The following is a 26,652-nucleotide window of genomic DNA, read 5'->3' as shown; positions in this document are numbered from 1 at the left end:
TTATTTTCAGTGAAGACGAGAAGAAAAAGAAACTCGAAAAACTAATTTATCATTATTTATTACCTCAACTTCTTTACGCAATGGAGAATGAAAAAAAAACAATCTTTTTTGCAGAGGTTCCATTACTTTTTGAAAATGGGTGGGATAAATATTTTGATGAATGTATGATTGTAAAAACAAGGGATGAAGTTGCGATTGAACGACTTGTTACCTATCGTAATATGGATAGGGAAGATGCGGTTAAACGTTTGGAAAATCAAAAAATAACAATTAATTCTATTATACCGATGACAATTATTAATAATGATGATACGGTGATAGAACTAGAAGAACAAATCAATAATTGGATAAGAAAAAGGGAGGAGAACTAAAATGCAACTAAAACCAAAAGACACATATCGTATAGAAACGGTTGAAAATTTGAATGTTAGTTCAATGACTTCACTTATTTCCTTATATCAACCAATTATAGGACATGAAGCATTAGTATTTTATCTAACATGTTGTACAGAGGGTAGTAATCAAAAAACATTAGAAACTCATCAAAGATTATGTATCATCATGAATATGGATATACCAACAATTGAAAGAGCAAGAAAGAAATGTGAACAGTTTTACTTAATAAGAACTTTTGTGAAAACAGATAACGATAAAGATACATATATTTATATTGTGAATCCACCACTGAGTGCTCAAGCATTCATGAAACATGATTTTTACTCAAGATATTTATGTAAACTTATTGGGCAAAAACAATATGAATTAACGTGTTCAAAAGTTATGAAGCAAGAAACGAATAAACATGGATATAGCGATGTATCAGAACAGTTTGATAAAAATCTATTAACAACATGGGATACTGAAAATGAAGTTCAGTTTTCTAAGATACAACCTAATTTTAATTTCTCTGATCAACATAATCAGCGTAATAATTTCAATTATGAAGAATTATTCGCAACAACAAGTTCTATTGTTTTTCCAATAGAGACAAGAACAAAAGAGAATTTACAAATTATCGGAGAGTATGCAACACTTTATGGTTTATCAGTAAGTAAAATTAGGGTATTAATTGGACGTTGTATAAATAATTCAACCAATACATTTGATGTTGAGCGATTTAAAAAGATATGCTCTACACAAAATCCCGATGAAGTTACAACGACAAAAGATCCATACTTATTACCACCAGTTGCCTTCTTACAACTTCGTCAAGAAGGTGCACCAGTTGCATCGGTTGATCGTAAGTTGTTAGAATATTTGAATTTAGATTTGAAATTGCCTGCTGAAGTTGTAAATGTATTGATTGATTACGTTCTAAATATCAATGAAAACAGATTGACGAAACGTTTTGTAGAAGTTATTGCGACAACATGGGTAAGAGAAAAAGTAACAACAAAAGAACAAGCTATGGCATTAACGAAGAAAACACCAGCATTTAAGAGTCAACCAAGTAAAAAGAAAGATGTTCTACCTGATTACTATGAGAAAATGAAAGCCAAAGAAAAAGAAGAAACTTTAAATATCATAAGTGAAGAGGAAGAAGAAGAAATCGCAAGGAAATTGAAAGGATTGGGGGAATAACATGAAACAAGTACAATTTGAGATTCCGCAGTTTTCTAAACACAATGAACTTCAAACAAATCCATTAATTCAGCAATTGAAGAAGAATGATCAGATTTTGAATTTTTTGAGAGAAAATAAATGTTCAGTTGAGCTTGTAGAAAAATATCCAATTAAATTTAATAAATGGTTGGAAGTGAAAATGACTTGTGAGGAATGTCATGGACTTAATTCATGTGCTCAACCAGTGCGTGGTCAATGGCTTGATTTAGAGTGGAATGGTTTATTGACCCCAGTTTTACGACCTTGTCGTTATCAATTAAAAGAAAACAAAGAGCGTGCACATATGAAGAGTTATGTTGTTTGTGATTTGGCTGAGAATTTTCATACCATAAAAGTTGAAGATATTCAAATACGAGGTGAAAGCAAAGAATATTTTGATGCGTTGCTTAAAGTAGTTGAATGGTTAAAAAATCCAAAAGAACAAGGTCTATACCTTTATGGTGGGGTTGGGGTTGGTAAAACTTATATCGCAGCATGTGCTTCTAATTTTTTCGCTAGAAAAGCAAAGACAGTTGCATTTGTCAATGTGCCTGAATGGATTAGCCGCATGAAGGGTAGTTTTGATGATATGGATGCGATGAATAAGGAAATAGGAAAAATCAAACGAGCAGACTTTGTAGTATTTGATGATATCGGTGCTGAGAGTGTGACTCCTTGGGTTCGTGATGATTTATTATTCCCAATTTTAAATAAACGTATGGAAGAAAAAAAGATTACTTGGTTTACTTCAAATGAGGACTTTAAAAGTTTAGAAAATCATTTTAGAAATACAAAACAAAATGAGCAAGAAGAAATGAAAGCGGTTCGCATTTTAGAACGTATTCGTACCTTAAGTAAGGAATTCTTAATTCCAGGCAAAAATCGTCGAAATCATGAATAAATTCCATTCCATTTAGTAATGAATAATGGTAGAATATATGAGGCTATAAAGGAGGCAGTTATGGTACGTAAGATTGGTATTTTGACATCCGGTGGCGATGCACCAGGTATGAATGCAGCAATTCGTGCGGTGACTCGTGTTGCGTTAGCGAATGGAATTGAAGTTGTCGGGATTCGTGATGGCTTTCGTGGTTTAGTTGACGGAACATTTGAAACTTTTACAAAGAGTAGTGTATCTGATATTTTGGATCGTGGAGGAACTAAGATTGGTTCTGCCCGTTTACCAGAATTTAAAGATATAGAAGTACAAAACATGGCTGTGAGTCAATTAAAGGCAAACGGCATTGATGCGATTGTAGTTATCGGGGGAGACGGAAGTTACCGTGGTGCACAAGCATTAACTAAATTAGGAATTAACTGTATAGGGTTACCAGGAACAATTGATAATGATATTCCCGGTACAGACTTTACAATTGGGTTTGATACAGCGTTACACACATGTGTAGAGGCGGTTGATAAACTACGTGATACATCAAGTTCGCATCATCGTTGTTCAGTAGTGGAAGTAATGGGAAATCATTGCGGTGATTTAGCTGTCTACACGGCAATTTCTTGTGGGGCAGAAGTTGTGATTACACCAGAAACTGGCTATGATGAAATTGATGTATTAGAAAAAATTCGTTACCTAGATACAGCGGCAAAGAAAAATCATGCAATTGTTATTATTTCAGAAAAAATTACTGATGCAGATGGTTTAGCTCGTAAGATTTCCCAAAATACTGGGTTTTCTGGAAGAGCAACTGTCTTAGGACATATACAAAGAGGTGGAAGCCCAACTCCAACGGATCGTATCCTTGCTTCAAGAATGGGCGAAAAAGCAGTTGACTTACTAATGAATGATATTGGTGGTCATTGTGTAGGTATAATCGATAATAAGATTATCTCTGTGCCAATTGATGAAGCCTTAACACGACCAAAAGCATCAAGAAAACATTTATATCGATTATTTGATCGTTTAATTTAGGAGGAAGAATATGATCGGAAGAAAAACAAAGATTGTTTGTACAATCGGGCCAGCAAGTGAAACACCAGAAATGGTTGAAAAATTAGCACAATGTGGAATGAATATCGTGCGTTTCAACTTTTCACATGATACTTATGAAGGACACAAACGTAGATTAGATATGGTACGTGAAGTTTCAGATCGTATTGGAATCAATCTTGCGTGTATGCTTGATACTAAAGGACCTGAAATTCGTTTAGGGGAATTCGAAAATGGTATAGAAAATTATACAAAAGGTGAAGTAGTAAAAGTATGTAAGAAAGAAATAATGGGTACCCATGAGCGTTTCCATATTCAATGTCCTGAATTATTTGATGATGTTAAAGAAGGAAACTATATCTTAATTGATGATGGTAAAATGAAATTAACTGTACTTGAAAACAATGGCGAAGAATTAACTTGTCGTGTTGAAGTATCAGGTCCTATCAAAACTAAAAAGGGATGTAATGTACCAGGTGTTAAATTATCAATGCCATTTATTTCAGCTAAAGATGATGCGGATATTCGTTTTGGTTGTGAAAATGACTACGACTTCATCGCAGCTTCATTTGTACGTCGTGCAGAAGATGTTCAATCAATCCGTAAAATCTTAATTGAAATGGGTAAACCAACAATTAACATCATTGCGAAAATTGAAAATCAAGAAGGATTTGATAACCTTGAATCAATTCTTGAAGTAGCTGATGGAGTTATGGTTGCTCGTGGAGATTTAGGTGTCGAAGTTCAAACTCAATTCGTTCCTATCTACCAAAAACAAATTATAAAAATGGCTAACAGAATTGGTAAGCCAGTTATTACTGCAACTCATATGTTAGATTCAATGACTGCAAATCCACGTCCTACACGTGCTGAGGCAAGTGACGTAGCAAATGCTGTACTTGATGGTAGTGATGCAGTTATGCTATCTGCTGAAAGTGCTGCGGGTGAATATCCAGTTGAAGCATGTACAATGATGGCTACAATTGCTGAAGCAGTTGAAAAGATCATTCCTTACCGTGAACGTTTAGATTTATCTAAAACTTCAAGTAAGAAAACAATACAAGATGCGATTGGAATTGCTGTATCAGATGCTACATTAACACTTGAAAATGTAGGTGCCGTTGTTGCCTTTACACAAGGTGGAACTACAGCTCGTCGTATTTCTAAATTTAGACCATGTGTACCTATCTTGGCAGTTACATTTACAAAAAGTACACAAAGAAAACTTCAAAGCTATTGGGGAGTTACTCCAATTCTATCTGATGTACATAATGAACTTACAAATGATGATGAATTAGCATGTACAATTGCTAAAGCATATGGAATTAAACCAGGACAATTAATCATAATTACTGCTGGTTATCCTACAGGTGAAGGTTCAGCAAATATGATGAAAGTTATTGAAGTAAAATAAGCAAATGAAAACATCAAGGGTTCTTGATGTTTTTTATTTTTGTATTTTTAAAATTTTGCATTATCGTAATTGTAATCTATACTTGTTCCAACAACTACATCTTCTATTTTATTAAGAATCAACCAATCATCCATATTTGATTGATGGCTAAATTGTAGTGGTGTAATTGCCTCAATATTCTTTAATGTCACAAGACAAATACATTTTCGGTGCCAACGTTCTTTTTGCTTTTCTGTCAATTGTAATTGCGATTGATTTTTTTCTAATAATAATTTAATTTCATCATCGCTCAATTTAATATAATTCTCAACTTTACTCACTGTTGCTTTAGCGCATATTTGTTTGGTGCCTTTTTCAATGAAGTAGAGTTTTTCATTTTCATAGACACGGCTATGAGGAATCTTGCGGCCAGCAGCACCTCGAATCACCATTGTTTTTTTCTTGTCTAAAATTAGATCTAACTCTCGTTCGCCTTTTTTACCAGTGTTATCGCAATATACTAAATGTTCCATTATTCATCTTTTAAGATTGGAATCCAGATTTGACTATGATAAGAATCACTAAATGTATTTCCTTCGCCATACCATTCTAATTCAGGACTCTCCGCATGTTTGAAGGGATATTGAATAATCCACTCTTCATTTAAATAACGCCAACCATCTTGGATTGCCTTAGGAATAGCACCATAACAATCAAATACTGCCCAAGTATGTTCAGGAAGGATTAATTCTTCGAATGAATCAAGATTCAATGTTGTAGAATTTGTCATAATGGCATAAGTTAGTGAATTTTCTTCATAATCGAAATCAACAGTAAGACCAAATACACCATTAATTGACCCATCATTTAAACTTAGTAATTTTGAAAAAGTTCCATCTCTAAAACATTGACTCCAAAATCCAGGAATTTTTTCAAAATGTTGATTATTCTCACATGATATAATGGTCATCTTACCAATAAGTCGAAATGAAGGTTTAGTTTGTAAACTCCATGAATACTTCTCGTTGACATTTATTTTCATTTTAGGATATACAACTAAGCTTGTTTGATTTTCTCTAGCCTCAGTTGGTGATACACCATGAAATTTACTGAATGCTTTTGTAAAAGAAGTAGGGGAATCGTAACCGTATTTATAGGCTAAATCAATAATTTTAATAGGTGAACTTTTTAACTCATACCCAGCAAGTGTTAACTTTCTGGCACGAACATATTCACTGAAACTGATTTTATTCATGTATGAGAATACTTTTTGAAAGAAATCAAAAGAACATTCAGCGATTTTCGCAATTTCATCAGTATCAATTTCTTCTTCGGTACGTTGAAGGTGATTTTCTACATAGTCAACTATTAGTGTTAATTTATTATTCCAATCCATATATTTTCCTTTCGTGTGTTTATTTTAACATTCATTCATAGGTGTTTCATCTCATTTTAAGTACTGCTTGGATAAGCCAAAAAGAAACTAGTTTTCACTAGCTTCCTTTGTTTTTGTTGATTTATTTTTTCTTGAAGCGGCTTGCATAGCTTGCATGGCTGCTTTTTGATTTAGGATAACAGGAATTACAATTGGATTACGATTTGTTTTCTTGTATAAGAATGGTTCTAATGAACCACGAATACAATTTTTAAGTTCGCCAAATGTTGTACGTTGCTCCATTCGTTTTTTGAGTGAATCGTAGACAACTAATTCTGCTTCTTTTAATAATGTTTGGCTTTCTTTAATAAATACAAATCCACGGCTGACAATATTTGGACGGCATAAGATTTTATTATAACGAGAATCAATTGTTACAATTACCGCAACTAAACCGTTATCCGCAAGTAATTGGCGATCCTTGATTACAGATGTTGATAATCCAGAAATGTCATTTCCATCAACATAGATATCATCTGTTTGAATACGTTCATCACTTTGGAAACATTCTCCATTACGCATAATGACACGATCGCCATTACTGCAAATGAAACAATTTTCTCTAGGTACACCAGTTTCTACGGCGGTATCTGTATGTTGAACTAACATCTTATATTCCCCATGGATTGGCATGAAGTATTTAGGTTTAATCAATTGAAGCATTAATTTTTGTTCTTCTTGTGAAGCATGTCCTGTTGTATGTAATGAAGTAAGAGGTGAGTTCACAAGAACATTCGCTCCAACTCTAGTCAACTGATTAACGACAGCACCAACACTTGTGGTATTCCCTGGAATAGGACTACTTGAGAAGATAACTGTGTCACCAGGAATAATCTTGATAAAACGGTGTGTTCCATTTGCTATTCTACTTAATGCAGCTAATGGTTCACCTTGGGAACCTGTACAAACGATACAAATTTTATTAGCTGGTAATGTATTTAATTCGTGTGGTTGAATAAAATGACTCTTATCAATTTTGATTGTGCCTAGTTTTTGACCAATTTCAACAACGTTTTCCATTGAACGACCAAATACTGCAACTTTTCTTCCGCACGCTACAGCAGCCTCTAGAATTTGTCCCACACGCAATACATTACTTGCGAATGTAGAGACAAGTAAACGTCCAGGTGTTTTACGAGTTTGTTCAAGAATTGCTTGTGCTACTTTCTTTTCTGATATAGAAAATCCAGATACACCAGAATTGGTTGAATCACTCAATAAAATCGTAACGCCAATTTGACCGATATAAGCCATTTTTTGGTAATCGGAATTAGAACCGATGGGTGTTAAATCAAATTTGAAATCTCCAGTATGAACAATGCGTCCATTAGGTGTATTTACTAAAACACCTAGAGAATCTGGAATACTGTGTACAGTATTAAAGAATCCAACTGAAAAATTCTTTGTGGATATTCTTGTTTCATCATTAATTTCCACAATCTTACAAGCTTTTGTAAGTTTTCTTTCTTCTAATTTCTTATTAATTAATGCAGCCGCAAATTTAGGCGCATAGATTTTATCAAAACGTAATGTTTGAAGCAAGAAAGGTATACCACCAATATGATCTTCATGACCATGGGTAATAATTAATGCTTTAATTTTAGCTTGATTTTTAACAATGTAACTATAATCTGGTATAACGTAATCAACACCTAATAAATTTTCTTCAGGAAATCTAATCCCCGAATCAATAATAATAATTTCATTATCATGTTCAACACAATACATGTTTTTACCAATTTCACCTAGACCACCTAAGGCATAGATTGCTGTATCAGTCGATGGATTATATATTTTATTTTCTACTTGTTGTTCGTCTATTACTTGTTTTTGTTTTCGTGATTTAGACGATTTTGAATTTGTTTCTTTCATTTTATCCTCATTTCTTAAATTACTTGTGCACCAGGAATTGGTTCAAAAGGGTTTTCTTTGTTTATCGTATCGTAAAATAGAACACCAGAGAAGTGATCAATTTCATGTTGCAAAACAATTGCAAGATAACCATGGGCACGTATTGTAATAGTTTTATTTTGTAACATATCGTAAGCTTCAACCTTAACTCTTGCATGACGAGGTACGAATCCTTCATGAACACTTTCAACGGATAAGCAGCCTTCACCACCTTCAAGGTAAGCTTTTTGGACAGAGTAAGAGATTATCTTAGGATTTACTAATGCATATTCATAATGCACTTCATTTCCATTTTTATCAATATCTGTGCACACAATTGCAGTTAATTGTTTAGGTACACCAACTTGAATAGCTGAAATTCCAACAGCAGGGCGTAAATTCTTTGCCTCAGCTATCTCAGGAATAGTAGATTCTTTAACATATCTTAACATATCTTCCATAAGTTCTCTATCTTCTTGCATTAAGGGTAGAGAAACTACAAAAGATTTATCTCTTATTTTGGGGTCATTATCTTTAATGATTGTATTATTATTTATTTCCATATTAAAACCTCATATTCTATTTTACCAAATTTTTGAGATTTTTAAAGATAAATGTTCTAAAAGTGTACTATTTTTATGATAAAATATTTTAAGAGGTGAAATCGTGGAAAAGAAAAAAAAATCTGGCGCGTTAAGAATGCCACACCTATATGATCGATATATTCACTTTTCAACTCTTATCCTTGTGTTATTTGGGTTAGTTATGATAACTAGCGCTTCTATGGGATTGGCTGCCGGAAATACAATGTATTTGGTGAATGTTGTCGCTAAACAGATTGTATTTACTGTTGTAGGATATATTGCAATGCTTATTGTAGCAAAAATATTTACGTTTCAACGACTAAGAGATAATATTTCTTTAATTGTCATTGCGACGTTTGTTTTCTTAATTGTTCCACTTGCTTTCTCTTCAGTAGGGGGAGCAAAAGCTTGGATTCGTATTCCAATGCCAGGTGGAGAAGTAACTATTCAACCTTCAGAATTTGCAAAAATTTCAATCATGTTGGTTGTGGCAGCATATCTATGTGATTTAAAAAGTAAGAAACCAACCGATTGGGAATTAATAAAAACACCTGTAATTATTATAGGAATGTTTGTATTGATTGTAGCGATTCTTCAATCAGACTTTGGTTCAGCAGCAATTATGGCGATGATTGCGTTTGTTATTTTTTTAATACCGCAACACCCGCAACTTGTAAAATCGCAGAAAGTAATTTTTTGGCTGATTATTTTAGCGGTGGTTGGTGTTGTCTTTTTATTAAGTCCAATTGGAGCTGAATTTATCCAACATTTACCATTACAAGAATATCAAAAATCTCGAATTACTTCAGCAATTAACCCATTCTCAGATAAATATGGAACGGGTTATCAATTAGTCAATGGACTTGTTTCCTTTGCTTCAGGTGGTTTTTTTGGGGTAGGATTTGGAAATTCTGTTCGTAAGTATACTAACTTCCCAGCGGCTAATACTGACTTTATCCTAGCAATTGTTGTGGAAGAATTAGGATTTTTGGGATTTCTAATTATATTTGTGTTTTATGGTATTATTATTTATCATTTATTTAAATATGCATTCAAGATGAAGAGTGAAAAAGGAAGAGTTATTTTAATTGGTACGGCAATGTATCTCTTATTTCACTTTGTATTGAATGTAGGTGGCGTAACTGGTTTAATACCATTAACAGGTGTACCACTATTGATGATTTCCTATGGAGGATCAAGTACAATGGCTATCATGGTTGCGATAGGTGTTTCACAAGCCGTTATTTCAGGATTTAGGACAGGTGCAATTGAATGAGAATTGTTGCAGGAAAGCATCGTTCACGTATTTTAAAAACTCTTCCAGGAGAGAATACAAGGCCAACATTAGATAAAGTAAGAGAAGGTGTATTTTCTTCAATTGGACCTTATTTTGATGGGGGTATTGTTTTGGATCTTTTTTCAGGTTCTGGAGCAATTGGTCTAGAATGTATATCACGGGGAATGGATTTTGGAATATTTGTAGATAGTAATTATGATGCAATCAAGGTTATTCAAGAAAATATTAAGGCATTGAAGGAAGAAGAAAGAACATTATGTCTTAAAATGGATTATAATCGTGCTCTTCAACAATGTGTATCACAAAATAGAAAATTTGATTTAATCTATTTGGACCCGCCGTATTCAAAGATATCAGTGTCAGATATCCTTACGTTTATCGATGAAAATAAATTACTGAATAAAGATGGAGTTGTTATCTCAGAAACACTGAAGGATGAAGAAGTGAAGGAAGAATTTAAATCATTCAATAAGAAAAAAGAATTAAATTATGGTATTACTAAAATAGTAATCTTTAAAGAAAAAGAGGAGTCAGTATGAGTATTGCATGTTATCCAGGAAGTTTTGACCCGATTACAAATGGTCATTTAGATATTATTCGTCGTGCAAGTAAAATGTTTGATGAAGTATATGTAACAATTATGATTAATCCAAAGAAAAAAGTAACGTTCTCACAAGAAGAACGCAAAGAAATGATTGAAAAATGTGTGGCGGATTTGAAAAATGTTAAGGTTGTGATTGGGCAAGGGTTAACTGTTGATTTTGCCAAACAGTTAGGTGCAGTTTCATTGATAAGAGGAATAAGAGCAGTTGCAGATTATGAATATGAGCTTCAACAAGCTACAGCTAATATGATGTTGAATGATGAAATTGAGTCTATTTTCTTTGTCGCAAGACCGGAATACTCTTTCTTAAGTAGTTCTGTAGCTAAAGAAATAGCTATAAACGGTGGCGATATAAGTAAGTTTATACCAAGTGAAATTAGTGATTTTGTCTTGCAAGAATTACGTAAATAAACAAATAAATATGAAGTCCTGTTGTTTAAATATTAAATAACAGGATTTTTTTATTGATATTTTTGCTGAAATAGTTATAATATAACATATGTTATATAACAAATGTTATATTTAGGAGGATTTATGCCAAAGGTAAAAAGAATTAACCGCGAAAAAATTTTGAAAGGTGCTTTGAGTATCATACAAACTAAAGGTATTAGTGGCTTAAATGCAAGAAGTTTGGCATGTGAATTGAACTGTTCAACACAACCTATTTATTCAGAGTATAAGAGTATGGATGATCTAAAAGAGGAACTTAAAAAAGAAGCTGAGATTACTTATAAAAGATGTGTAAACTATTATCTCAATGAGACAAGCTATGCTTCTTATTTGGCGGTAGGATTAGGATTTATTAAATTTGCGAAAGAACATAAAGGACTATTTCAATATCTTTATATGCAACCACAAGAAAATAAAGGCAACCTATTTGAAGATGTAAATGAAAAAGAAATTCAAACCATCTTAGTAGAGAACTATAAATTATCGATAAATGATGCGAAAAATTACCATACAGAAATGTCAATTTATACATATGGACTTGCATGTGCATTAAATGTTAATCACATTCAAATTAGTGAAGAAGAAATTGTAGAGCACTTAACAACTCAATTTAAAGCACTAATGTTAATTTATAGAAATGAAGAGGAAAAGAAATGAAAGTTATTATTATTGGTGCAGGATTGGCTGGATTGTCAGCTGGAATATATGCAAGAAAAGCTGGATATGAAGTTGAGATTTATGAAAAAAATAATTACACAGGTGGTTTGTGTACAGGATGGATGCGTAAAGGAAGTTATATTGAAGGATGTATTCATTGGTTAACTGAGTCTAAACATGGTGATCTTAATCAAATATGGCACGAAATAGGAGCTTTAGATGATACGGTTAAAGTATATGATGGTGACTCTTTTTATGAAGTAAATATCAATGGACATAAAATAAACATGTGGACAGACATTGAAAAATTGACAGAAGAATTAAATCGATATGCTACTCAAAAAGATAAAAAAATAATCAAAGAATTTATAAAATATATTAAAATAAGTATGAATTTTGGTTCAGTACCCTCAAAGAAACCATTTCATTTATGGACAATGATGGAAGGTATAAGTTATGGAATGAAAATGCTTCCACTTATAAAGATGATGAATAAATATGGAGCGATTTCAATCAAGGAATTTAGTGAACAGTTTGAGAGTGAAGAATTAAAATATTTTTTCTCTAGTGCAACGATTCCAGATAACTATAGTGCATCATCTTTAATAATTACATTGGGTGGACTAACTATAAAAAATAGTGGCGTACCAGAAGGAGGGTCAAAACCACTAATTGAAAGAATAGAAAAAAAATATATAAGCCTGGGTGGAAATTTATATTTAAATAGTGATGTTAAGGAAATACTTGTAAAAAATGAATTAGTATCTGGAATACAATTAAGCGATGGAACAATTCATGAAGCGGATTATATTATTAGTGCTTTAGATATTCATCATTTAACAAGTCATCTTTTAAAGAATAAATATGAGGTTAATGAAATAATAAAACGTGATCAAGATAAAATAAAAAATCCTACATGTAGTTTGATTACTGCAGTTTATAGAACAAATGCAGATTTAAGTGAAATGACTCAAACATCGTTTTTTCAAGTAAAACCTTATAAAGTATTAGGAAAAGAATATTCAAGCCTAGGAATCAAACACTTTGGATATGAACCAACGCTAATTCAAAATGGTAAAACAGTGGTTCAAGTTAATGTAATTACGGATGAAACACAATTCACGCAAGTAGAAAAAATGAGTGAAGAAGAATATAAATTATTCAAACAAGAAATAGTAGAACAATTCAAGCAAATGGTTCTTGAAACAGTTCCTCAAATAACTGATTTGGAAGAGTTAGATGTGGTAACTCCAAAAACATATGTTAATTATGTTAATGCATACAAAGGATCCTTTATGGCATATGCAATGACACCAAACAATAAACAAATGAATATTATGAATAATGTTTTACCAATAAAAAACTTGATTATTGCAAGTCAGTGGCAAATGACACCTGGAGGAACTCCAGTAGCAGTTGTTCAAGGAAAATTTGCGATACAAACTATTCAAGATATAGAAAGTAAACGGAAATAAACGATGGGAAAAGTTGTAGGGATTTACTTTAGTGGCACAGGGAATACAAAATTTTGTATTGAGAAATTCGTATCAGAAATTGACGCTAATGCAATTTGTGTTTCGATTGAAGACAAAAATTGTATAAAGGAAATACAAGAGAATAATTTTATTGTATTAGGCTATCCAATATTCTATAGCTCACTACCCAAAATTATGAAGGATTTTCTAGTTGAGAACAAAATGTTGTTTAAAGGAAAATCACTATTCATTATGACAACGATGGGATTATTTAGTGGTGATGGGTCTGGTTTGGCGGCACGTGTGTTGAAGGAAGTTAATCCAGAAATTATTGGAGGATTACATTTGTTGATGCCTGATAGTATATGTGATGAGAAAGTGTTAAAGAAATCACATGAAGAAAATAAACAAATCATAGCAAAAACAAATGAAAAGATATCTTTCGCTGCAAACAAAGTAAAAGGTGGATTACCAACACAAGAAGGATTAAGTAAAATCAATCAATTGATTGGATTGTTTGGGCAACGTCTATGGTTTGGACATAAAACTAAAAAATATTCATCGAAATTAAAAATAAATGTAGAACAATGCATTGGTTGTGGTAAATGTGTAAAATTATGTCCTATGAAAAATCTGATGTTTACAAATTCTACAGTTTCGCAAAAGGGTTTATGTACACTTTGTTATCGATGCGTAAATGAATGTCCAAAACAAGCAATAACGTTACTAGGTTCTAAAGTAATACAGCAACATCATAGTAAAGATTATTACTAGAATTGTGAGAGAGGGTATGAAAAAAATTGCAATGTTTTCAATGGGGACTCGTGGTGATGTACAACCATATTTGGTGCTATCTAAAGAATTGATGAATCATGGATATGATGTAGTTTTGGGTACACATCCATGTTGGCAAAGCTTAGTTGAAAGCCATGGTGTAAACTTTGTAAGTATAGGGCCAGACATTAGTATTGAAGATGAAGCTGCAAAGATTCGAGGTAAGAGCAAAAATCCAATGTTGAGCATGTTGAAAACAATGAACTTTGTATTTAAGCTTATTCAAAATTCAACGGATGAAATTTACAAGTATTGTAAAGGCAAAGACTTAATTATTGTCTCACATAGCCAAATGGGTGCAGCAGAAGCTGAAGCATTAGGGATTAAAACAGTTAATGTTACACTTCAAACTGAGATGTTACCTCTAGACAAGAAAGAGAAAACATTTACAGATAAACTAGTTGCCTCTTTAATTAATCCTTTTATGGCAAAGCCGTATAATAAAATAAGGAAAAAGTATCATCTTAAGAAAGTAAAATCAATGGATCAAGTGATGTCTAAAACTTTGAATTTAATTCCAATAAGTAAATATGTTCAAGCAGCTAATCCATATTGGGCTGATAAAAATAAGATAGTGGGTTATTGGTTTTTAGAAGAAGAAAATTATATTCCTTCACAAGAACTTTCTGCCTTTTTAGCACAGGGAGATAAACCAATTATTTTATCACTGGGGGCAATGTCTTTTGAAAGTACCGAGGAGATCGATAAATTAAATTGTTTCATGGAAGCATTCAATAAAATGAATAAGTGTGCAATCATTCAAGGATTTAATAAAACGATGAAACAAGTAAGTCTACCAGACACAATGATGGCGATTGATTCGGTTCCACATAGTTGGTTATTTAAGCAAGGCTATGCAGTTATTCATCATTGTGGTTTTGGTACAACTGCTTCAAGTATGTATTATGGTATACCATCTATTCCAATTCCACATGTGCTTGATCAGTTATCTTTCGCAAATCATCTCTATCGCTTGGATGTAGGCACTAAACCTATAAAAGCAAGTGAATTAAATACAGAAGTATTAATTAATACAATTCGCGAATTGGATAATAATTATGAGTTTTATAAGAGTAATGTTTTAGAACTGTCAAACAAGATGAATTTAGAAGATGGACTTGGGAAAACAATTCAATTAATAGAGAAAAGGTTAAACAGTTAAAAAGGGAATCGTGGAGATTCCCTTTTACCTAAATATGAAGATATCTTCTATTGGTGTTTTTACAATTCTTGAAATATCTATCGCAAGTTTTAGTGAAGGGTTATACTGTGCTTTTTCAAGTCGCATAATCGTTTCTCTACGAACTCCTACTAAATCAGCTAGTTGTTCTTGAGTTAACCCAGCTAGTGTACGATATGTTTTTAGATTACAAATGAATTCATTTTCCATAAGTTTTAATCCTGTGTTTCATATTTATAAAGCAAGTATTTACTTAGGAATAGAATTAAGGCATAAATACATGAAACAGTGATTATCATGAATATTGCTGCCCATTCAGTATTTCTTTTAAATAAGCCCATACCAATTAACCAAATCATAATAAACATTAAAGTGAAACCTGTTTTATAGGATTGGATAGTAGCTTTAGTTTCATTCTCTTTGAACAATTCATCTTTTAGGACATTGGATAATTTACCTTCATAAAAGAAACTAAAGAAACCAAAAAATACAAAGAAGAAGAATGGGAAAATAGTTTTATCAATGGAGAAGGTCCAAAATCCTAAAAAGCCCAAGAAACCAAAGAATCCAAGATATCCCAGTTTTGAAGAAATAAAACGTGTATGATTTGTATCAATTGTTTTTTGTTTAAACACAACTTTCGTTATTTCGATTACAAGGTAAATAACATAGCCAAACAATAATAATCCAGATACAAGCATGGGTGTATCTTGGATAATAAAAGAATATGTTGATAAATTTGTAGGTTCAACAAGACGAGAGTCGTTGAAGAGCACAGAATACCCAACAGAAGCGAGTAACATTAGAATAATAATGGATCCACCTAATATAAGGTTTTTCATTTTTTTCTTGTTCATAATTTTCTCCATAGTGATATATTTGTCACTTGATGATACAAATATATCACATTCCATAAAGTTGTCAATAGTAACTGTGTAAAGTAATATAATAATTTAAAGAGGAAAGTGTATGAATATTAAAGAACAAGTCGAGTTGTTAACAAATAGTGATGATAAATAAGCATATCAAGCATTAAAGGTTTAATTTACAAGGAACATAAACTTGCAATAAATAAGATAAAGCAATGGAATTAAGGAAATTTAAAAGTATAAATGAAAATAGTATATACTTAGTACAGTAGTATAGGGAGGAATTAATTATGCAGATTACAATCATCCATGGACAAAATCATAAAGGTTCGACGTATCATATTGCAAAGCAGTTAGCGGATAAACTCGAAGGTGAAATTACAGAATTCTTTTTACCACGAGATTTTGATTCTTTTTGTGTAGGATGCAATACTTGTTTTGGAAAATCAGAATTATTATGTCCACACAGAGAAAGACTCAATCCCATAACAGAAGCACTCAATAAGGCAGATGTCATTATTTTGGCTAGTCCTGTTTATGTGTATCATGCGTCAGGTGCTATGAAGGTCTTATTGGATCATTATGGTTATCAGTGGATGGTTCATCGTCCAAATGAGCGTATGTTTTCGAAACAAGCAGTTTGTATTTCAACTGCAGCAGGAGCGGGTATGAAAAGTACAAATAAAGATATGGCTGATAGTACTTTCTTTTGGGGAGTTGCGAAAACGTATAAATTAGGAGTCGCTGTATTTGCGGTATCTTGGGACAGCATTAGTGAAAAGATAAAGGGAAAAATAGATAAGAAAACAACCAACCTAGCAAGTGAAATCAAGAGAAATTATGGCAAAATAAAGCCAACACTCAAAACAAAAGCTTTTTTCTCAGTTATGCGTATTGTACAAAGAAAAGGATGGAATGAAGCTGATAGAGTTTATTGGCAGGAAAAAGGGTGGACAGATAATATTCGGCCTTGGAACAAGTGATAAAATATATTCAAAATAGCCTATTATAAAGGCTTTTTTAATTATGTGAAAAAAGCCATAATATTTTAGCACACTTTTGTTGACAGTGCTAAAATGTTGTGATATTCTATTAGCAGACATTGAGAAAGAGTGCTAATAAAAGGAGGTGGAGTCATGCTTACACAACGTCGAATTGATATCTTTAAGGCAATCGTGGATGAATTTATTCAATCTGCTGAACCAGTGGGGTCTAAGACTTTAATGGAAAAGTATGAACTACCTTATTCTAGTGCAACTATTCGAAATGATATGCAATTCCTTGAAGAACTCGGTTATTTAGAAAAAACACATACATCAAGTGGACGTATACCAAGTACACAAGGATATAAGTTCTATTGTGAAAATTTACTTGAAGTTAAATTGGATCAAAAGATGGAGGTTGCGATTAAGGAATTGTTTAGTGATCGTCAGTTGAATTTAGATGAAGCAATTAAGCAAAGTTGTAACATGTTATCACAAATGACAAATCTTACTTCAGGAGTTCTAGGACCAGATGCATCGATGCAGCGGTTGGAACATATTAAAATATTTCCAATCAACGAAAGAAGTGCTGTATGTGTATTTATAACAGATAGTGGATACACTGAAAATCGTACATTTAATTTCCAAGATGATGTTTCTTTAGAAGATATAGAACATTGTTGCAGTATTTTAAATGATCGGTTAAGAGGTACTTATATTCAAGATGTAGTTGATAAGATGCAAGCTTTACGTCCGATACTTTCGGAAAACGTTAAACGTCATGAGATATTATTCCAAGCATTTGTAAAAGCATTTATGAAGTTTGCAAGTGAGAATATTTATTTCTCAGGGCAAAATAAATTATTATATCAACCAGAATTTTCTGATATTGAAAAATTAAAACAATTGATGACAATGATGGAAAACAATACATTGTGGCGACAATTAGGCAAGCAATCACAAGAACTTATTGTTAAGACACAAGATGGCTCAGAACTTATGTGGCTAGATGATGTTGCAGTAGTTACAAGTAAATTTAGAGTGAGTGATAATGAAGAAGGACAACTGATGATTGTTGGTCCATCACGAATGGATTATGATCGTGTTACTTCATTGTTAGAATATGTGTCAAGCACGATTGAAAAAATCTATGGAAGTGGAGGAAAACATGGAAGATAAGAAAAAAGAAAATTGTGAATGTGAAGAAGAGGTTTGTACATGTGACAAGCATCAGGATGAGGTAAAAGAGGAACACGATATACCACATCCACATGATGAGCATCCGCATGGTGAACATGGACATCCACATGATGAACATGACAAACACAAAGAGATGAAGCATAAAAAACCAGAGATTCATGAAAAGGAATTAATTGATTCACTAAAAGAAGAAATTGATAAACTTAAAAATGATTACGCAAAAGCATATGCTGATACAGAAAATATGCGTAAACGTCTTCAAAGTGAATTTGAACAAGCAAAGAAATATCGTATTCAAAGTTTTGCGTTGGATGTATTACCAGCAATAGACAATTTAGAAAGAGCATTACAAACACCACCTACAGAAGAAACTGAAGGATATCGTAAAGGTGTTGAGATGATATACAATCAATTATTGGATGCACTTCATAAAGAAGGTGTTGAAGAAATTGAAGCCAATGGGTTACCATTCGATGCCAACTTCCATCAAGCTCTAATGGCAGAACATGTTGAAGGTATAGAACCAGGAATGGTCGTGGAAGTACTTCAAAAAGGATATAAATTAAAAGATCGCATATTGCGTGCTAGCATGGTAAAGGTTAGCGACTAGGAGGAAAAATTTATGGGAAAAATCATAGGAATCGACTTAGGTACAACAAATAGCTGCGTTGCAGTTATGGAAGGAAATGAAGCAAAAGTTATTACAAATCCAGAAGGAAACCGTACTACTCCATCAGTAGTAGCTTTCAAAAATGGAGAAAGAATTGTTGGTGATGCGGCAAAACGTCAAGTTGTAACAAATAAAGATACAATTAGTTCTATCAAACGTTTAATGGGTACTGATGAAAAAGTAACACTTGAAGGAAAACAATATACACCACAAGAAATCAGTGCAATGATTCTTCAATACATGAAGAGTTATGCTGAAGCATATTTAGGCGAAAAAGTAGATAAGGCAGTTATTACTGTTCCTGCTTATTTCAATGATGCACAACGTCAAGCTACAAAAGATGCAGGTAAAATTGCTGGTCTTGAAGTAGAACGTATTATTAATGAACCAACTGCAGCAGCATTAGCATTTGGTATCGATAAAACAAATCAAGAACAAAAAGTATTAGTATTCGACTTAGGAGGAGGAACATTCGATGTTTCAATCCTTGACTTAGCAGATGGTACATTTGAAGTATTAGCAACTGCTGGTGACAACAAACTTGGTGGAGATGACTTCGACAATGTTGTGGTTGACTGGATGGTTGAAGAATTCAAGAAAGCAAACGGTATTGATTTAAAACAAGATCGTATGGCTCTTCAACGTTTAAAAGAAGCTGCTGAAAAAGCGAAGAAAGATTTATCAGGTATGGTTCAAACGCAAATTAGCTTACCATTTATTAGTGCTGGAGCTAGTGGACCATTACACTTTGAAACTACATTAACACGTGCTCAATTTGACAACATGACAAAGTCATTAGTTGAAAGAACAATTGGACCAGTACGTCAAGCATTAAAAGATGCTGGATTAACAAAAAATGATATTCATCAAGTATTATTAGTTGGTGGATCTACTCGTATTCCAGCTGTTCAAGAAATCGTTCGTCAAGAATTAGGAAAAGAACCAAATAAATCAGTAAACCCAGATGAAGTAGTTGCAATGGGAGCTGCTATCCAAGGTGGAGTTATCTCTGGTGATGTTAAAGATATCTTATTGTTAGATGTTACACCATTATCATTAGGTATTGAAACAATGGGTGGGGTTATGACTGTATTGATTCCAAGAAATACAACAATTCCTACTTCTAAATCACAAGTATTCTCTACTGCTGCAGATAATCAACCAGCTGTTGATATTCACGTATTACAAGGTGAACGTCCAATGGCTAACGACAATAAGACTTTAGGTAATTTCCAATTATCAGGAATTGCACCAGCACGTCGTGGTATTCCTCAAATTGAAGTTACATTTGATATCGACGTTAATGGTATCGTACATGTATCTGCATTGGATAAAGGCAACAACCAAAAACAATCTATTACAATTTCTGGATCAAGCGGATTAAGTGATGCTGAAATCGAAAAGATGGTTAAGGAAGCTGAAGAACACAAAGTAGAAGATGAAAAACGTAAAGATGAAATTGAAACAAAAAATAAAGCTGAACAATTCATTAACCAAATTGACGAAACTTTAAAAACTGAAAATGCAAATGTAACTGAGCAACAAAAAGAAGAAGTTAAGAAGTTACGCGATGAATTACAAAAAGCAATTGATGATAATGATATCGAAACTTTAAAAACTAAGATGTCAGAATTAGAAAAAGCTGCAAATGATATGGCTCAAGCAATGTATCAACAACAAGCAAACGCTAACCCTCAAGATAATGCTGGGGCTGGTGCTGCAAATGATGACAACGTTGTCGATGCTGACTTCAAAGAAAAGAATTAAATATTACAAAATCCTAGGTGTAATCCTAGGGTTTTGTTGCCTAATTAGTTTAACAGGGTGTAAATCAAAAACAGATGATGAGCCAAATCAGACGAAAACAGATGATACGCAAACTGTTGAAAATAAATATCGAAATATAAAAGTAAAGACAACAAATCCAACGCCACTTTATGTTTATGTTGATGGAAAACTTGTTGAAGGTGGAACGGTTGAAGAAGGAATTTATTTAGATATTGCAGACAGTGATGCAATTCAAGATAAAATTTTAATCAATGGAACTTCATGGCTGGTGAAACAAAGTGATGTTCAACCAGCTGATCGATGGTTTAAAAATCAAACACATTTAGTACCATATGGTTTGGAAATCACAACGAAAGATTCTTATACATTAACCAATGACGATGGAAAGAACCAACTTAATCGTTTAGGTAGTGATGTATATACAGTTTATGTAAAACCAAGTGAAGATGATTCACGTTATGGCGTATTGATTCAAAATGGAATTTATTATATCTCTAAAGATGATGTACAAAGCGAAAAAGAAATAGCGATTGAAACCCAAGAACTTGCAACAACACTTCCTGTAATGATGTATCATTTCTTCTATAGTGAGGCTAATGGTGAAACACGCGGTGATGTAAATTTTGTGGAAGTAAATGAATTTGATGAGCAATGCAAATATCTTGTAGATAATGGATATACTTCATTAACGATGCGAGAAGTTCAATATTTTATGGAAGAACGTGGTCAAATTCCTGTGAAAAGTTATGCACTTACAATTGATGATGGGGATCCCTCTGTCCATAAGTATGCTTATCCGATTCTCAAAGAGTATGGTATTAATGCAACACTCTTCTTAATCGGTGGATGGTTAGATCCAATCTTGCCGTATGATTTTGTAGAAATGCGTGAAGATGGTCTAGAACTTCAAAGTCATAGCTTCTTAATGCACCAAGGTGGTTGCTCTGGTATGGGTCATGGTGGTAGACTATTGTGTGTCAGTCATGACGAAGGAGTCCAAGATACAATCCAATCGTATGAATATGTAGATGCAGGATTTGTATACTGTTATCCATTTGGTGACGTTAACGACAATGCGATTCAAATTATGAAAGACGCGGGTACTAAATTAGCATTTACAACTGAATTCGGAAAAATCAATCCAAGTATGGATCAATTAAAACTTCCAAGAATTCGTGTGACAGGAGGAGCTGGAATGGCTCAATACATTAATCATTTAAACTAAGAGGAGGGATGAAAAATGGCAAATAAGAGAGATTACTATGAAGTCCTAGGACTACAAAAAGGTGCTAGTGATGCAGAAATAAAAAAAGCATATCGTACATTAGCTAAAAAATATCATCCCGATATGAACAAAGATGCAGGTGCAGAAGATAAGTTCAAAGAGATCAATGAAGCATATGAAGTGTTAAGTGATCCTCAAAAGAAATCAACATATGATCAATTTGGTCATGCGGGAATGGATGGTGCTGCTGGATTTGGTGGCGCTGGAGGATTCTCTGGTGGAGGATTTGAAGATATATTCGGATCTTTCTTCGGTGGAGGATTTGGTGGTTTTGGTGGACAAAGCCAAGCGAGAAGAAATGGTCCACGTAAAGGACAAGATCGTTTCATGCAAATGAAGGTTGAGTTCATGGACGCAATCTTTGGTAAAACAGAAACAATTAACCTAGGTGTTGATGAAGTTTGTAGTGAGTGTCTAGGAACAGGTGCCCATAGCAAAGAAGATATTGCAGTATGTCCTACTTGTGGTGGTAGTGGAACAGTAGTTACACAACAACGTACACCATTTGGTGTTTTCCAATCACAATCAGTATGTCCAACTTGTAATGGAACTGGTAAAACAATTAAACGTAAATGTAGTAAATGTGGTGGTAAAGGATATGAACATAAGCGTGTTAGCGTTGATGTGAAAATTCCTGCCGGTATTCAATCAGGTCAACAACTACGTGTTCAAGGTAAAGGTGAACGTGGAGAAAATGGTGGACCTAATGGAGATCTATTCATTGAAGTATTAGTGAAGAAACATGATTACTTTGTTCGTGATGGAAAGAATATTTCTATTTCAGTTCCTATTTCAAGTGTTGATGCAACACTTGGATGCACAGTAGATGTACCAACAGTATATGGTGATGTAGAACTTACAATTCCTGCTGGAACACAAGGTGGAACTAAATTCCGTCTTAAAGACAAAGGTGTTAAAGATATGCGTGGAGGTTCAACAGGAGATCAATATGTTGAAGTCCAAGTAGAAGTAAATAAAAAGTTGTCGAAAGAAGAGAAAGAACTTTATAAAAAGCTTCAAGACTTACAAAAGAAAAGTGGCAAAGAAACTGTCTTTGAAAAGTTTAAGAAGGCATTTAAATAGGGGTCAATTGACCCCTTTCTAAAACAGTTGTATTAGCACTCTGTATCTATAAGTGCTAAAGGAGGGTTTTATGAATATTGAAAAAATGACAGAACGATTACAAAGAATATTATCGCAAGCAGTACAGCTAAGCCAAGAATTAAAGAATAGTGAGTTAAGTATTGAACATGTACTTCACGAACTGGTTGTTGATGATGGGTTAGATGGATTATGGAAGAGATTAAATATTCAAAAAGAAACATTACTTACAATTATCAATCGATATATGGATAGACTTCCACGTGTTGATATTCAACCAGAACCAAGAATGAGTAAGAATGTTTATGATGCGTACCAAAAAGCTATGACATGGAGTAATAAACATGAAGAAAGTTATATGAGTACGGTTGCCTTTCTCATTGGTTGTTTAAATACGAATGTTGAAGTGTCAAAAGAAATTTTAAGAGTTACAAATATAACAGAAAAACAAATTGAAAATGCAGAACTAGAAAGAAGAGGTGGGACAAAGATGACAGAAATGAATATGGAAAACCAACTAGATGCATTAGAAAAATATGGAAGAGATCTTGTAGAAGATGTTAAATCAGGTAAGATTGATCCAGTCATCGGACGTGATGAAGAAATACGTCGAATTATTCAAATTTTATCAAGAAAGACAAAAAATAATCCAGTTCTTATTGGAGAACCAGGTGTTGGTAAAACAGCAATTGTTGAGGGTCTTGCCCATCGTATTGCTAGTAATGATGTACCTTTTGGTTTGAAAGATAAGAAGGTTATTGAACTCGATATGGGTGCACTTATTGCTGGTGCTAAGTATCGTGGAGAATTTGAAGAAAGATTAAAAGCAGTTTTAACACAAGTTAAACAGGCAGATGGAAATATTATTTTATTCGTTGATGAAATTCATAACTTAGTAGGTGCTGGGAAAACAGAAGGTTCAATGGATGCGGCAAATTTATTGAAACCAATGTTGGCACGTGGTGAGTTGAAATGTATTGGGGCAACAACTTATGATGAGTATCGCCAATATATTGAAAAAGATGCAGCATTAGAAAGACGTTTCCAAAAAATTCAAGTTGATGAACCATCCGTTGAAGATACAGTTTCTATTCTTCGTGGATTAAAAGAAAGATTCGAAGCACATCATGGGGTACAAATCTTAGATGAAGCAATTATTGCGGCAGCAACATTGTCACATCGCTATATTACAGATCGTTTTTTACCCGATAAAGCAATTGATCTAATCGATGAGGCTTGTGCATCAATTCGTGTTGAAATTGATTCAATGCCAACGGAATTAGATGAACTTAATCGTCGTAAGATGCAACTTGAAATTGAAGCGACTACACTTAAAAAGGAAAAAAGTGATAAATCTAAACAACGTTTAGAAGAATTGAAAAAAGAACTTTCAACTGTGAAAGAAGAATTTAGCATTCTTGAAGAAAAGTGGAAAGATGAAAAGAAACGTTTAGATGATGCTAAAAACGCCAAAGAAGAATTAGAACGCAAGAAACGTGAACTTGCGAATGCTGAAAATGAGGGTCATCTAGAACTTGCTGGTAAATTAAGATATTCAGAAATTCCAGAACTTGAAGAAAAAATTAAACAAGCTTCTGTTGTTGACAATAACCGAATGTTAAAAGAAATTGTTGATGAAGAAATGATTGCGAAAATTGTATCGAGATGGACACATATTGAAGTAAGCAAACTAATGGCTACTGAACGCCAAAAACTTCTTCACCTAGAGGAAATACTAGGAAACCGTGTTATGGGACAAGAGGATGCTTTAAAATTAGTCACTGAAGCAATACTTCGCTCCAAAGCTCAAATCCAAGATGAGAATCGACCAATTGGTTCATTCTTATTCCTTGGCCCAACAGGTGTAGGAAAAACAGAAGTTGCCAAAGCACTTGCTCAACAATTATTTGATGATGAATCAAAAATCGTTCGTATTGATATGAGTGAATACATGGAAAAATTTAGTGTGTCACGTCTAATTGGTGCTCCTCCAGGATATGTTGGTTATGAAGAAGGAGGACAACTTACAGAAGCGATAAGACGTAAACCTTATTCAATTGTATTATTAGATGAAGTTGAAAAAGCACATCCAGATGTATTCAATGTTTTATTACAAATTCTTGATGATGGTCGAATTACTGACTCTAAAGGAGTGACAGTTGATTTTAAGAATACATTAATTATCATGACAAGTAACTTAGGTGCACAATATGCGTTTGAACAAGACAAAGAATTGCGAAACTCACATTACTTACAAGAAGTAGGAAAATACTTTAAACCAGAATTTGTGAATCGTATTGATGAAATTGTAGTATTTAATGCATTAAGTGATACCACACTTGTAAAGATTGCAGATAAATTCTTACATGAATTAGAAATGCGTCTAGAACATCGTGATATCAAAGTGGAATTTACTACAGCATGTAAAGCAAAAATTATTGAATGTGGTGTTGATCCTGTTTTTGGTGCTAGACCAATGAAACGTCATATTCAACGTTCAATTGAAACATTGCTTGCAAGAAAGATTCTTGAAGAACAAAATCTAGAAGGCAAAACATTTATTGTCGATGTTGAAAATGACAATTATGTTATTCGCTAAGCTTTAAAATCATCCTTCGGGATGATTTTTTTCTTTGATTGTGATAATTTAAACGATTATTGCAATTTGAAATTATCTTGATAAACTTTACTTAGTGAGGTAAAAGAAATGGAAAAACCAATTACAACGTTGTTTATGTTAATGTCAATTGATGGAAAAATTACAAGTGGAAATAGTGACATGCTAGATTCAGATAAGGATTGGAGAACGATTGAAGGTGTTAAAGAAGGTATTCAACAATACTATGATTTAGAACAATGTACAGACTTATGGTCATTAAATACTGGAAGAGTTATGGCAAAGGTTGGTATGAATTTGAAAACCAATGAGCCTAAAAAGACACCTGTCTCATTTGTTTTAATTGATAATAAGCCACATCTTACAAAAGATGGAATTAGTTATCTTAGTAAATGGTTAAAACAAGTGGTTATTGTTACAACTAATAAAAATCATCCTGCAATCTCAATGAGTTTGGATAATGTGAAGGTAGAACTACAAGATGAATTTAATGTATTGGACATATTACATCGACTTAAAACAGTCTATCATGTTAATCGACTAACGATTCAATCTGGTGGAAAGATGAATGGCTTGTTTCTAAGAGAAAAATGTTTTGACTACATTGATGTTGTAGTAGCACCATTGCTTGTAGGGGGTAAGGATACAAGTACCTTGATTGATGGAGAAAGTATTACAACCACAAATGAACTAAGTTTACTAAGTGCTTGTCGTTTAATTGAATGTCAACAACTTGAGAATTCATTTGTTCGTTTGCGCTATGAAGTAATTCATAATCACTAAGATTGAAAGATTG

Annotated in this window: 26 protein-coding genes; 20 read left to right on the top strand and 6 right to left on the bottom strand. The window is 33.2% G+C overall.

What is annotated here, in order from left to right; all coding sequences use genetic code 11:
- From RSB60_RS04220 to pyk, 5 genes are all read left to right on the top strand, one after another.
- A partial coding sequence (locus tag RSB60_RS04220) for a dephospho-CoA kinase (protein WP_332614733.1) occupies nucleotides 1-371 on the top strand: 371 nt, incomplete at its 5' end.
- Between the two features lies 1 nt (nucleotide 372).
- The gene (locus RSB60_RS04215; protein WP_332475034.1) at nucleotides 373-1,581 is read left to right on the top strand and encodes a DnaD domain protein; all 1,209 of its coding nucleotides are present in this window, start codon (nucleotides 373-375) and stop codon (nucleotides 1,579-1,581) included.
- Nucleotide 1,582: 1 nt separating this feature from the next.
- Nucleotides 1,583-2,503, top strand: a complete 921-nt coding sequence (locus tag RSB60_RS04210; RefSeq protein WP_323380303.1) for an ATP-binding protein — start codon at nucleotides 1,583-1,585, stop codon at nucleotides 2,501-2,503.
- Between the two features lie 60 nt (nucleotides 2,504-2,563).
- Complete coding sequence (gene pfkA, locus RSB60_RS04205) at nucleotides 2,564-3,526, top strand: 6-phosphofructokinase (RefSeq protein ID WP_323380304.1); 963 nt, start codon at nucleotides 2,564-2,566, stop codon at nucleotides 3,524-3,526.
- Between the two features lie 10 nt (nucleotides 3,527-3,536).
- The gene (pyk, locus tag RSB60_RS04200) at nucleotides 3,537-4,958 is read left to right on the top strand and encodes a pyruvate kinase (RefSeq protein ID WP_323380305.1); all 1,422 of its coding nucleotides are present in this window, start codon (nucleotides 3,537-3,539) and stop codon (nucleotides 4,956-4,958) included.
- 47 nt (nucleotides 4,959-5,005) lie between these two features.
- Here the strand turns inward: pyk and RSB60_RS04195 are convergent, their stop codons facing one another.
- From RSB60_RS04195 to def, 4 genes are all read right to left on the bottom strand, one after another.
- Complete coding sequence (locus RSB60_RS04195; RefSeq protein WP_332475036.1) at nucleotides 5,006-5,470, bottom strand: hypothetical protein; 465 nt, start codon at nucleotides 5,468-5,470, stop codon at nucleotides 5,006-5,008.
- Nucleotides 5,470-6,333, bottom strand: a complete 864-nt coding sequence (locus RSB60_RS04190; RefSeq protein ID WP_323380307.1) for an AraC family transcriptional regulator — start codon at nucleotides 6,331-6,333, stop codon at nucleotides 5,470-5,472. The genes RSB60_RS04195 and RSB60_RS04190 overlap by 1 nt, the downstream gene beginning before the upstream one ends.
- 87 nt (nucleotides 6,334-6,420) lie before the next feature.
- On the bottom strand, nucleotides 6,421-8,244 hold the full coding sequence (gene rnjA / locus RSB60_RS04185; protein WP_323380308.1) for a ribonuclease J1: 1,824 nt from the start codon (nucleotides 8,242-8,244) through the stop codon (nucleotides 6,421-6,423).
- A 14-nt stretch (nucleotides 8,245-8,258) separates the two neighbouring features.
- Complete coding sequence (gene def / locus RSB60_RS04180) at nucleotides 8,259-8,825, bottom strand: peptide deformylase (protein WP_323380309.1); 567 nt, start codon at nucleotides 8,823-8,825, stop codon at nucleotides 8,259-8,261.
- Nucleotides 8,826-8,928: 103 nt separating this feature from the next.
- On the opposite strand from def, the gene RSB60_RS04175 reads away from it, so the two are divergent.
- The 7 genes from RSB60_RS04175 to RSB60_RS04145 all read left to right on the top strand — a co-directional run bounded on the left by RSB60_RS04175 (nucleotide 8,929) and on the right by RSB60_RS04145 (nucleotide 15,325).
- Nucleotides 8,929-10,122: an FtsW/RodA/SpoVE family cell cycle protein gene (locus tag RSB60_RS04175; RefSeq protein WP_323380310.1), complete on the top strand. Its 1,194-nt coding sequence runs from the start codon at nucleotides 8,929-8,931 to the stop codon at nucleotides 10,120-10,122.
- Complete coding sequence (gene rsmD / locus RSB60_RS04170) at nucleotides 10,119-10,682, top strand: 16S rRNA (guanine(966)-N(2))-methyltransferase RsmD (protein ID WP_323380311.1); 564 nt, start codon at nucleotides 10,119-10,121, stop codon at nucleotides 10,680-10,682. The genes RSB60_RS04175 and rsmD overlap by 4 nt, the downstream gene beginning before the upstream one ends.
- Nucleotides 10,679-11,158: a pantetheine-phosphate adenylyltransferase gene (gene coaD, locus RSB60_RS04165; RefSeq protein WP_332614728.1), complete on the top strand. Its 480-nt coding sequence runs from the start codon at nucleotides 10,679-10,681 to the stop codon at nucleotides 11,156-11,158. Before rsmD ends, coaD begins: the two co-directional genes overlap by 4 nt.
- A 123-nt stretch (nucleotides 11,159-11,281) precedes the next feature.
- A complete protein-coding gene (locus tag RSB60_RS04160) occupies nucleotides 11,282-11,854 on the top strand; it encodes a TetR/AcrR family transcriptional regulator (protein ID WP_332614726.1) in 573 nt (190 codons plus the stop codon).
- Entirely contained in the window at nucleotides 11,851-13,329 is a 1,479-nt protein-coding gene (locus tag RSB60_RS04155; RefSeq protein ID WP_332614724.1) for a phytoene desaturase family protein, read from the top strand. The genes RSB60_RS04160 and RSB60_RS04155 overlap by 4 nt, the downstream gene beginning before the upstream one ends.
- Before the next feature lie 3 nt (nucleotides 13,330-13,332).
- Nucleotides 13,333-14,103, top strand: a complete 771-nt coding sequence (locus RSB60_RS04150; RefSeq protein WP_332475041.1) for an EFR1 family ferrodoxin — start codon at nucleotides 13,333-13,335, stop codon at nucleotides 14,101-14,103.
- Nucleotides 14,104-14,119: 16 nt separating this feature from the next.
- Nucleotides 14,120-15,325 (top strand): glycosyltransferase, encoded by a 1,206-nt coding sequence (locus tag RSB60_RS04145; RefSeq protein ID WP_332614722.1) that lies wholly within the window; start codon nucleotides 14,120-14,122, stop codon nucleotides 15,323-15,325.
- Between the two features lie 24 nt (nucleotides 15,326-15,349).
- Here the strand turns inward: RSB60_RS04145 and RSB60_RS04140 are convergent, their stop codons facing one another.
- Nucleotides 15,350-15,553, bottom strand: coding sequence for a helix-turn-helix transcriptional regulator (locus RSB60_RS04140; protein WP_323380317.1), 204 nt, complete (start codon nucleotides 15,551-15,553; stop codon nucleotides 15,350-15,352).
- 5 nt (nucleotides 15,554-15,558) lie between these two features.
- Nucleotides 15,559-16,200, bottom strand: a complete 642-nt coding sequence (locus RSB60_RS04135; protein WP_332614720.1) for a DUF3796 domain-containing protein — start codon at nucleotides 16,198-16,200, stop codon at nucleotides 15,559-15,561.
- Between the two features lie 302 nt (nucleotides 16,201-16,502).
- Here RSB60_RS04135 and RSB60_RS04130 point away from each other — a divergent pair, with 302 nt between their 5' ends.
- The 8 genes from RSB60_RS04130 (at nucleotide 16,503) to RSB60_RS04095 (ending at nucleotide 26,639) form a co-directional block, all read left to right on the top strand.
- On the top strand, nucleotides 16,503-17,195 hold the full coding sequence (locus tag RSB60_RS04130) for a flavodoxin family protein (protein WP_332614718.1): 693 nt from the start codon (nucleotides 16,503-16,505) through the stop codon (nucleotides 17,193-17,195).
- 153 nt (nucleotides 17,196-17,348) lie between these two features.
- Nucleotides 17,349-18,374 carry a heat-inducible transcriptional repressor HrcA gene (gene hrcA, locus RSB60_RS04125; RefSeq protein ID WP_323380320.1) on the top strand — a complete coding sequence of 342 codons (1,026 nt, stop codon included), beginning with the start codon at nucleotides 17,349-17,351 and terminating at the stop codon, nucleotides 18,372-18,374.
- Complete coding sequence (grpE, locus tag RSB60_RS04120; protein WP_332614716.1) at nucleotides 18,364-19,005, top strand: nucleotide exchange factor GrpE; 642 nt, start codon at nucleotides 18,364-18,366, stop codon at nucleotides 19,003-19,005. Before hrcA ends, grpE begins: the two co-directional genes overlap by 11 nt.
- Before the next feature lie 12 nt (nucleotides 19,006-19,017).
- Complete coding sequence (gene dnaK, locus RSB60_RS04115) at nucleotides 19,018-20,832, top strand: molecular chaperone DnaK (protein ID WP_323380322.1); 1,815 nt, start codon at nucleotides 19,018-19,020, stop codon at nucleotides 20,830-20,832.
- Nucleotides 20,789-22,078: a polysaccharide deacetylase family protein gene (locus RSB60_RS04110; protein WP_332516531.1), complete on the top strand. Its 1,290-nt coding sequence runs from the start codon at nucleotides 20,789-20,791 to the stop codon at nucleotides 22,076-22,078. Before dnaK ends, RSB60_RS04110 begins: the two co-directional genes overlap by 44 nt.
- A gap of 15 nt (nucleotides 22,079-22,093) precedes the next feature.
- On the top strand, nucleotides 22,094-23,221 hold the full coding sequence (dnaJ, locus tag RSB60_RS04105) for a molecular chaperone DnaJ (RefSeq protein ID WP_323380324.1): 1,128 nt from the start codon (nucleotides 22,094-22,096) through the stop codon (nucleotides 23,219-23,221).
- 70 nt (nucleotides 23,222-23,291) lie between these two features.
- Entirely contained in the window at nucleotides 23,292-25,838 is a 2,547-nt protein-coding gene (locus RSB60_RS04100) for an ATP-dependent Clp protease ATP-binding subunit (RefSeq protein WP_323380325.1), read from the top strand.
- 108 nt (nucleotides 25,839-25,946) lie between these two features.
- On the top strand, nucleotides 25,947-26,639 hold the full coding sequence (locus RSB60_RS04095) for a dihydrofolate reductase family protein (RefSeq protein ID WP_323380326.1): 693 nt from the start codon (nucleotides 25,947-25,949) through the stop codon (nucleotides 26,637-26,639).
- The last annotated feature ends 13 nt before the right edge of the window (nucleotides 26,640-26,652 follow it).

It is taken from the genome of Anaerorhabdus sp. (assembly GCF_036657415.1).
In the GTDB taxonomy this organism is placed as follows: Bacteria; Bacillota_I; Bacilli_A; order Erysipelotrichales; family Erysipelotrichaceae; genus Anaerorhabdus.
Note: the sequence above shows the minus strand (reverse complement) of the source record. Positions and strands in the feature narration are given on the sequence as shown.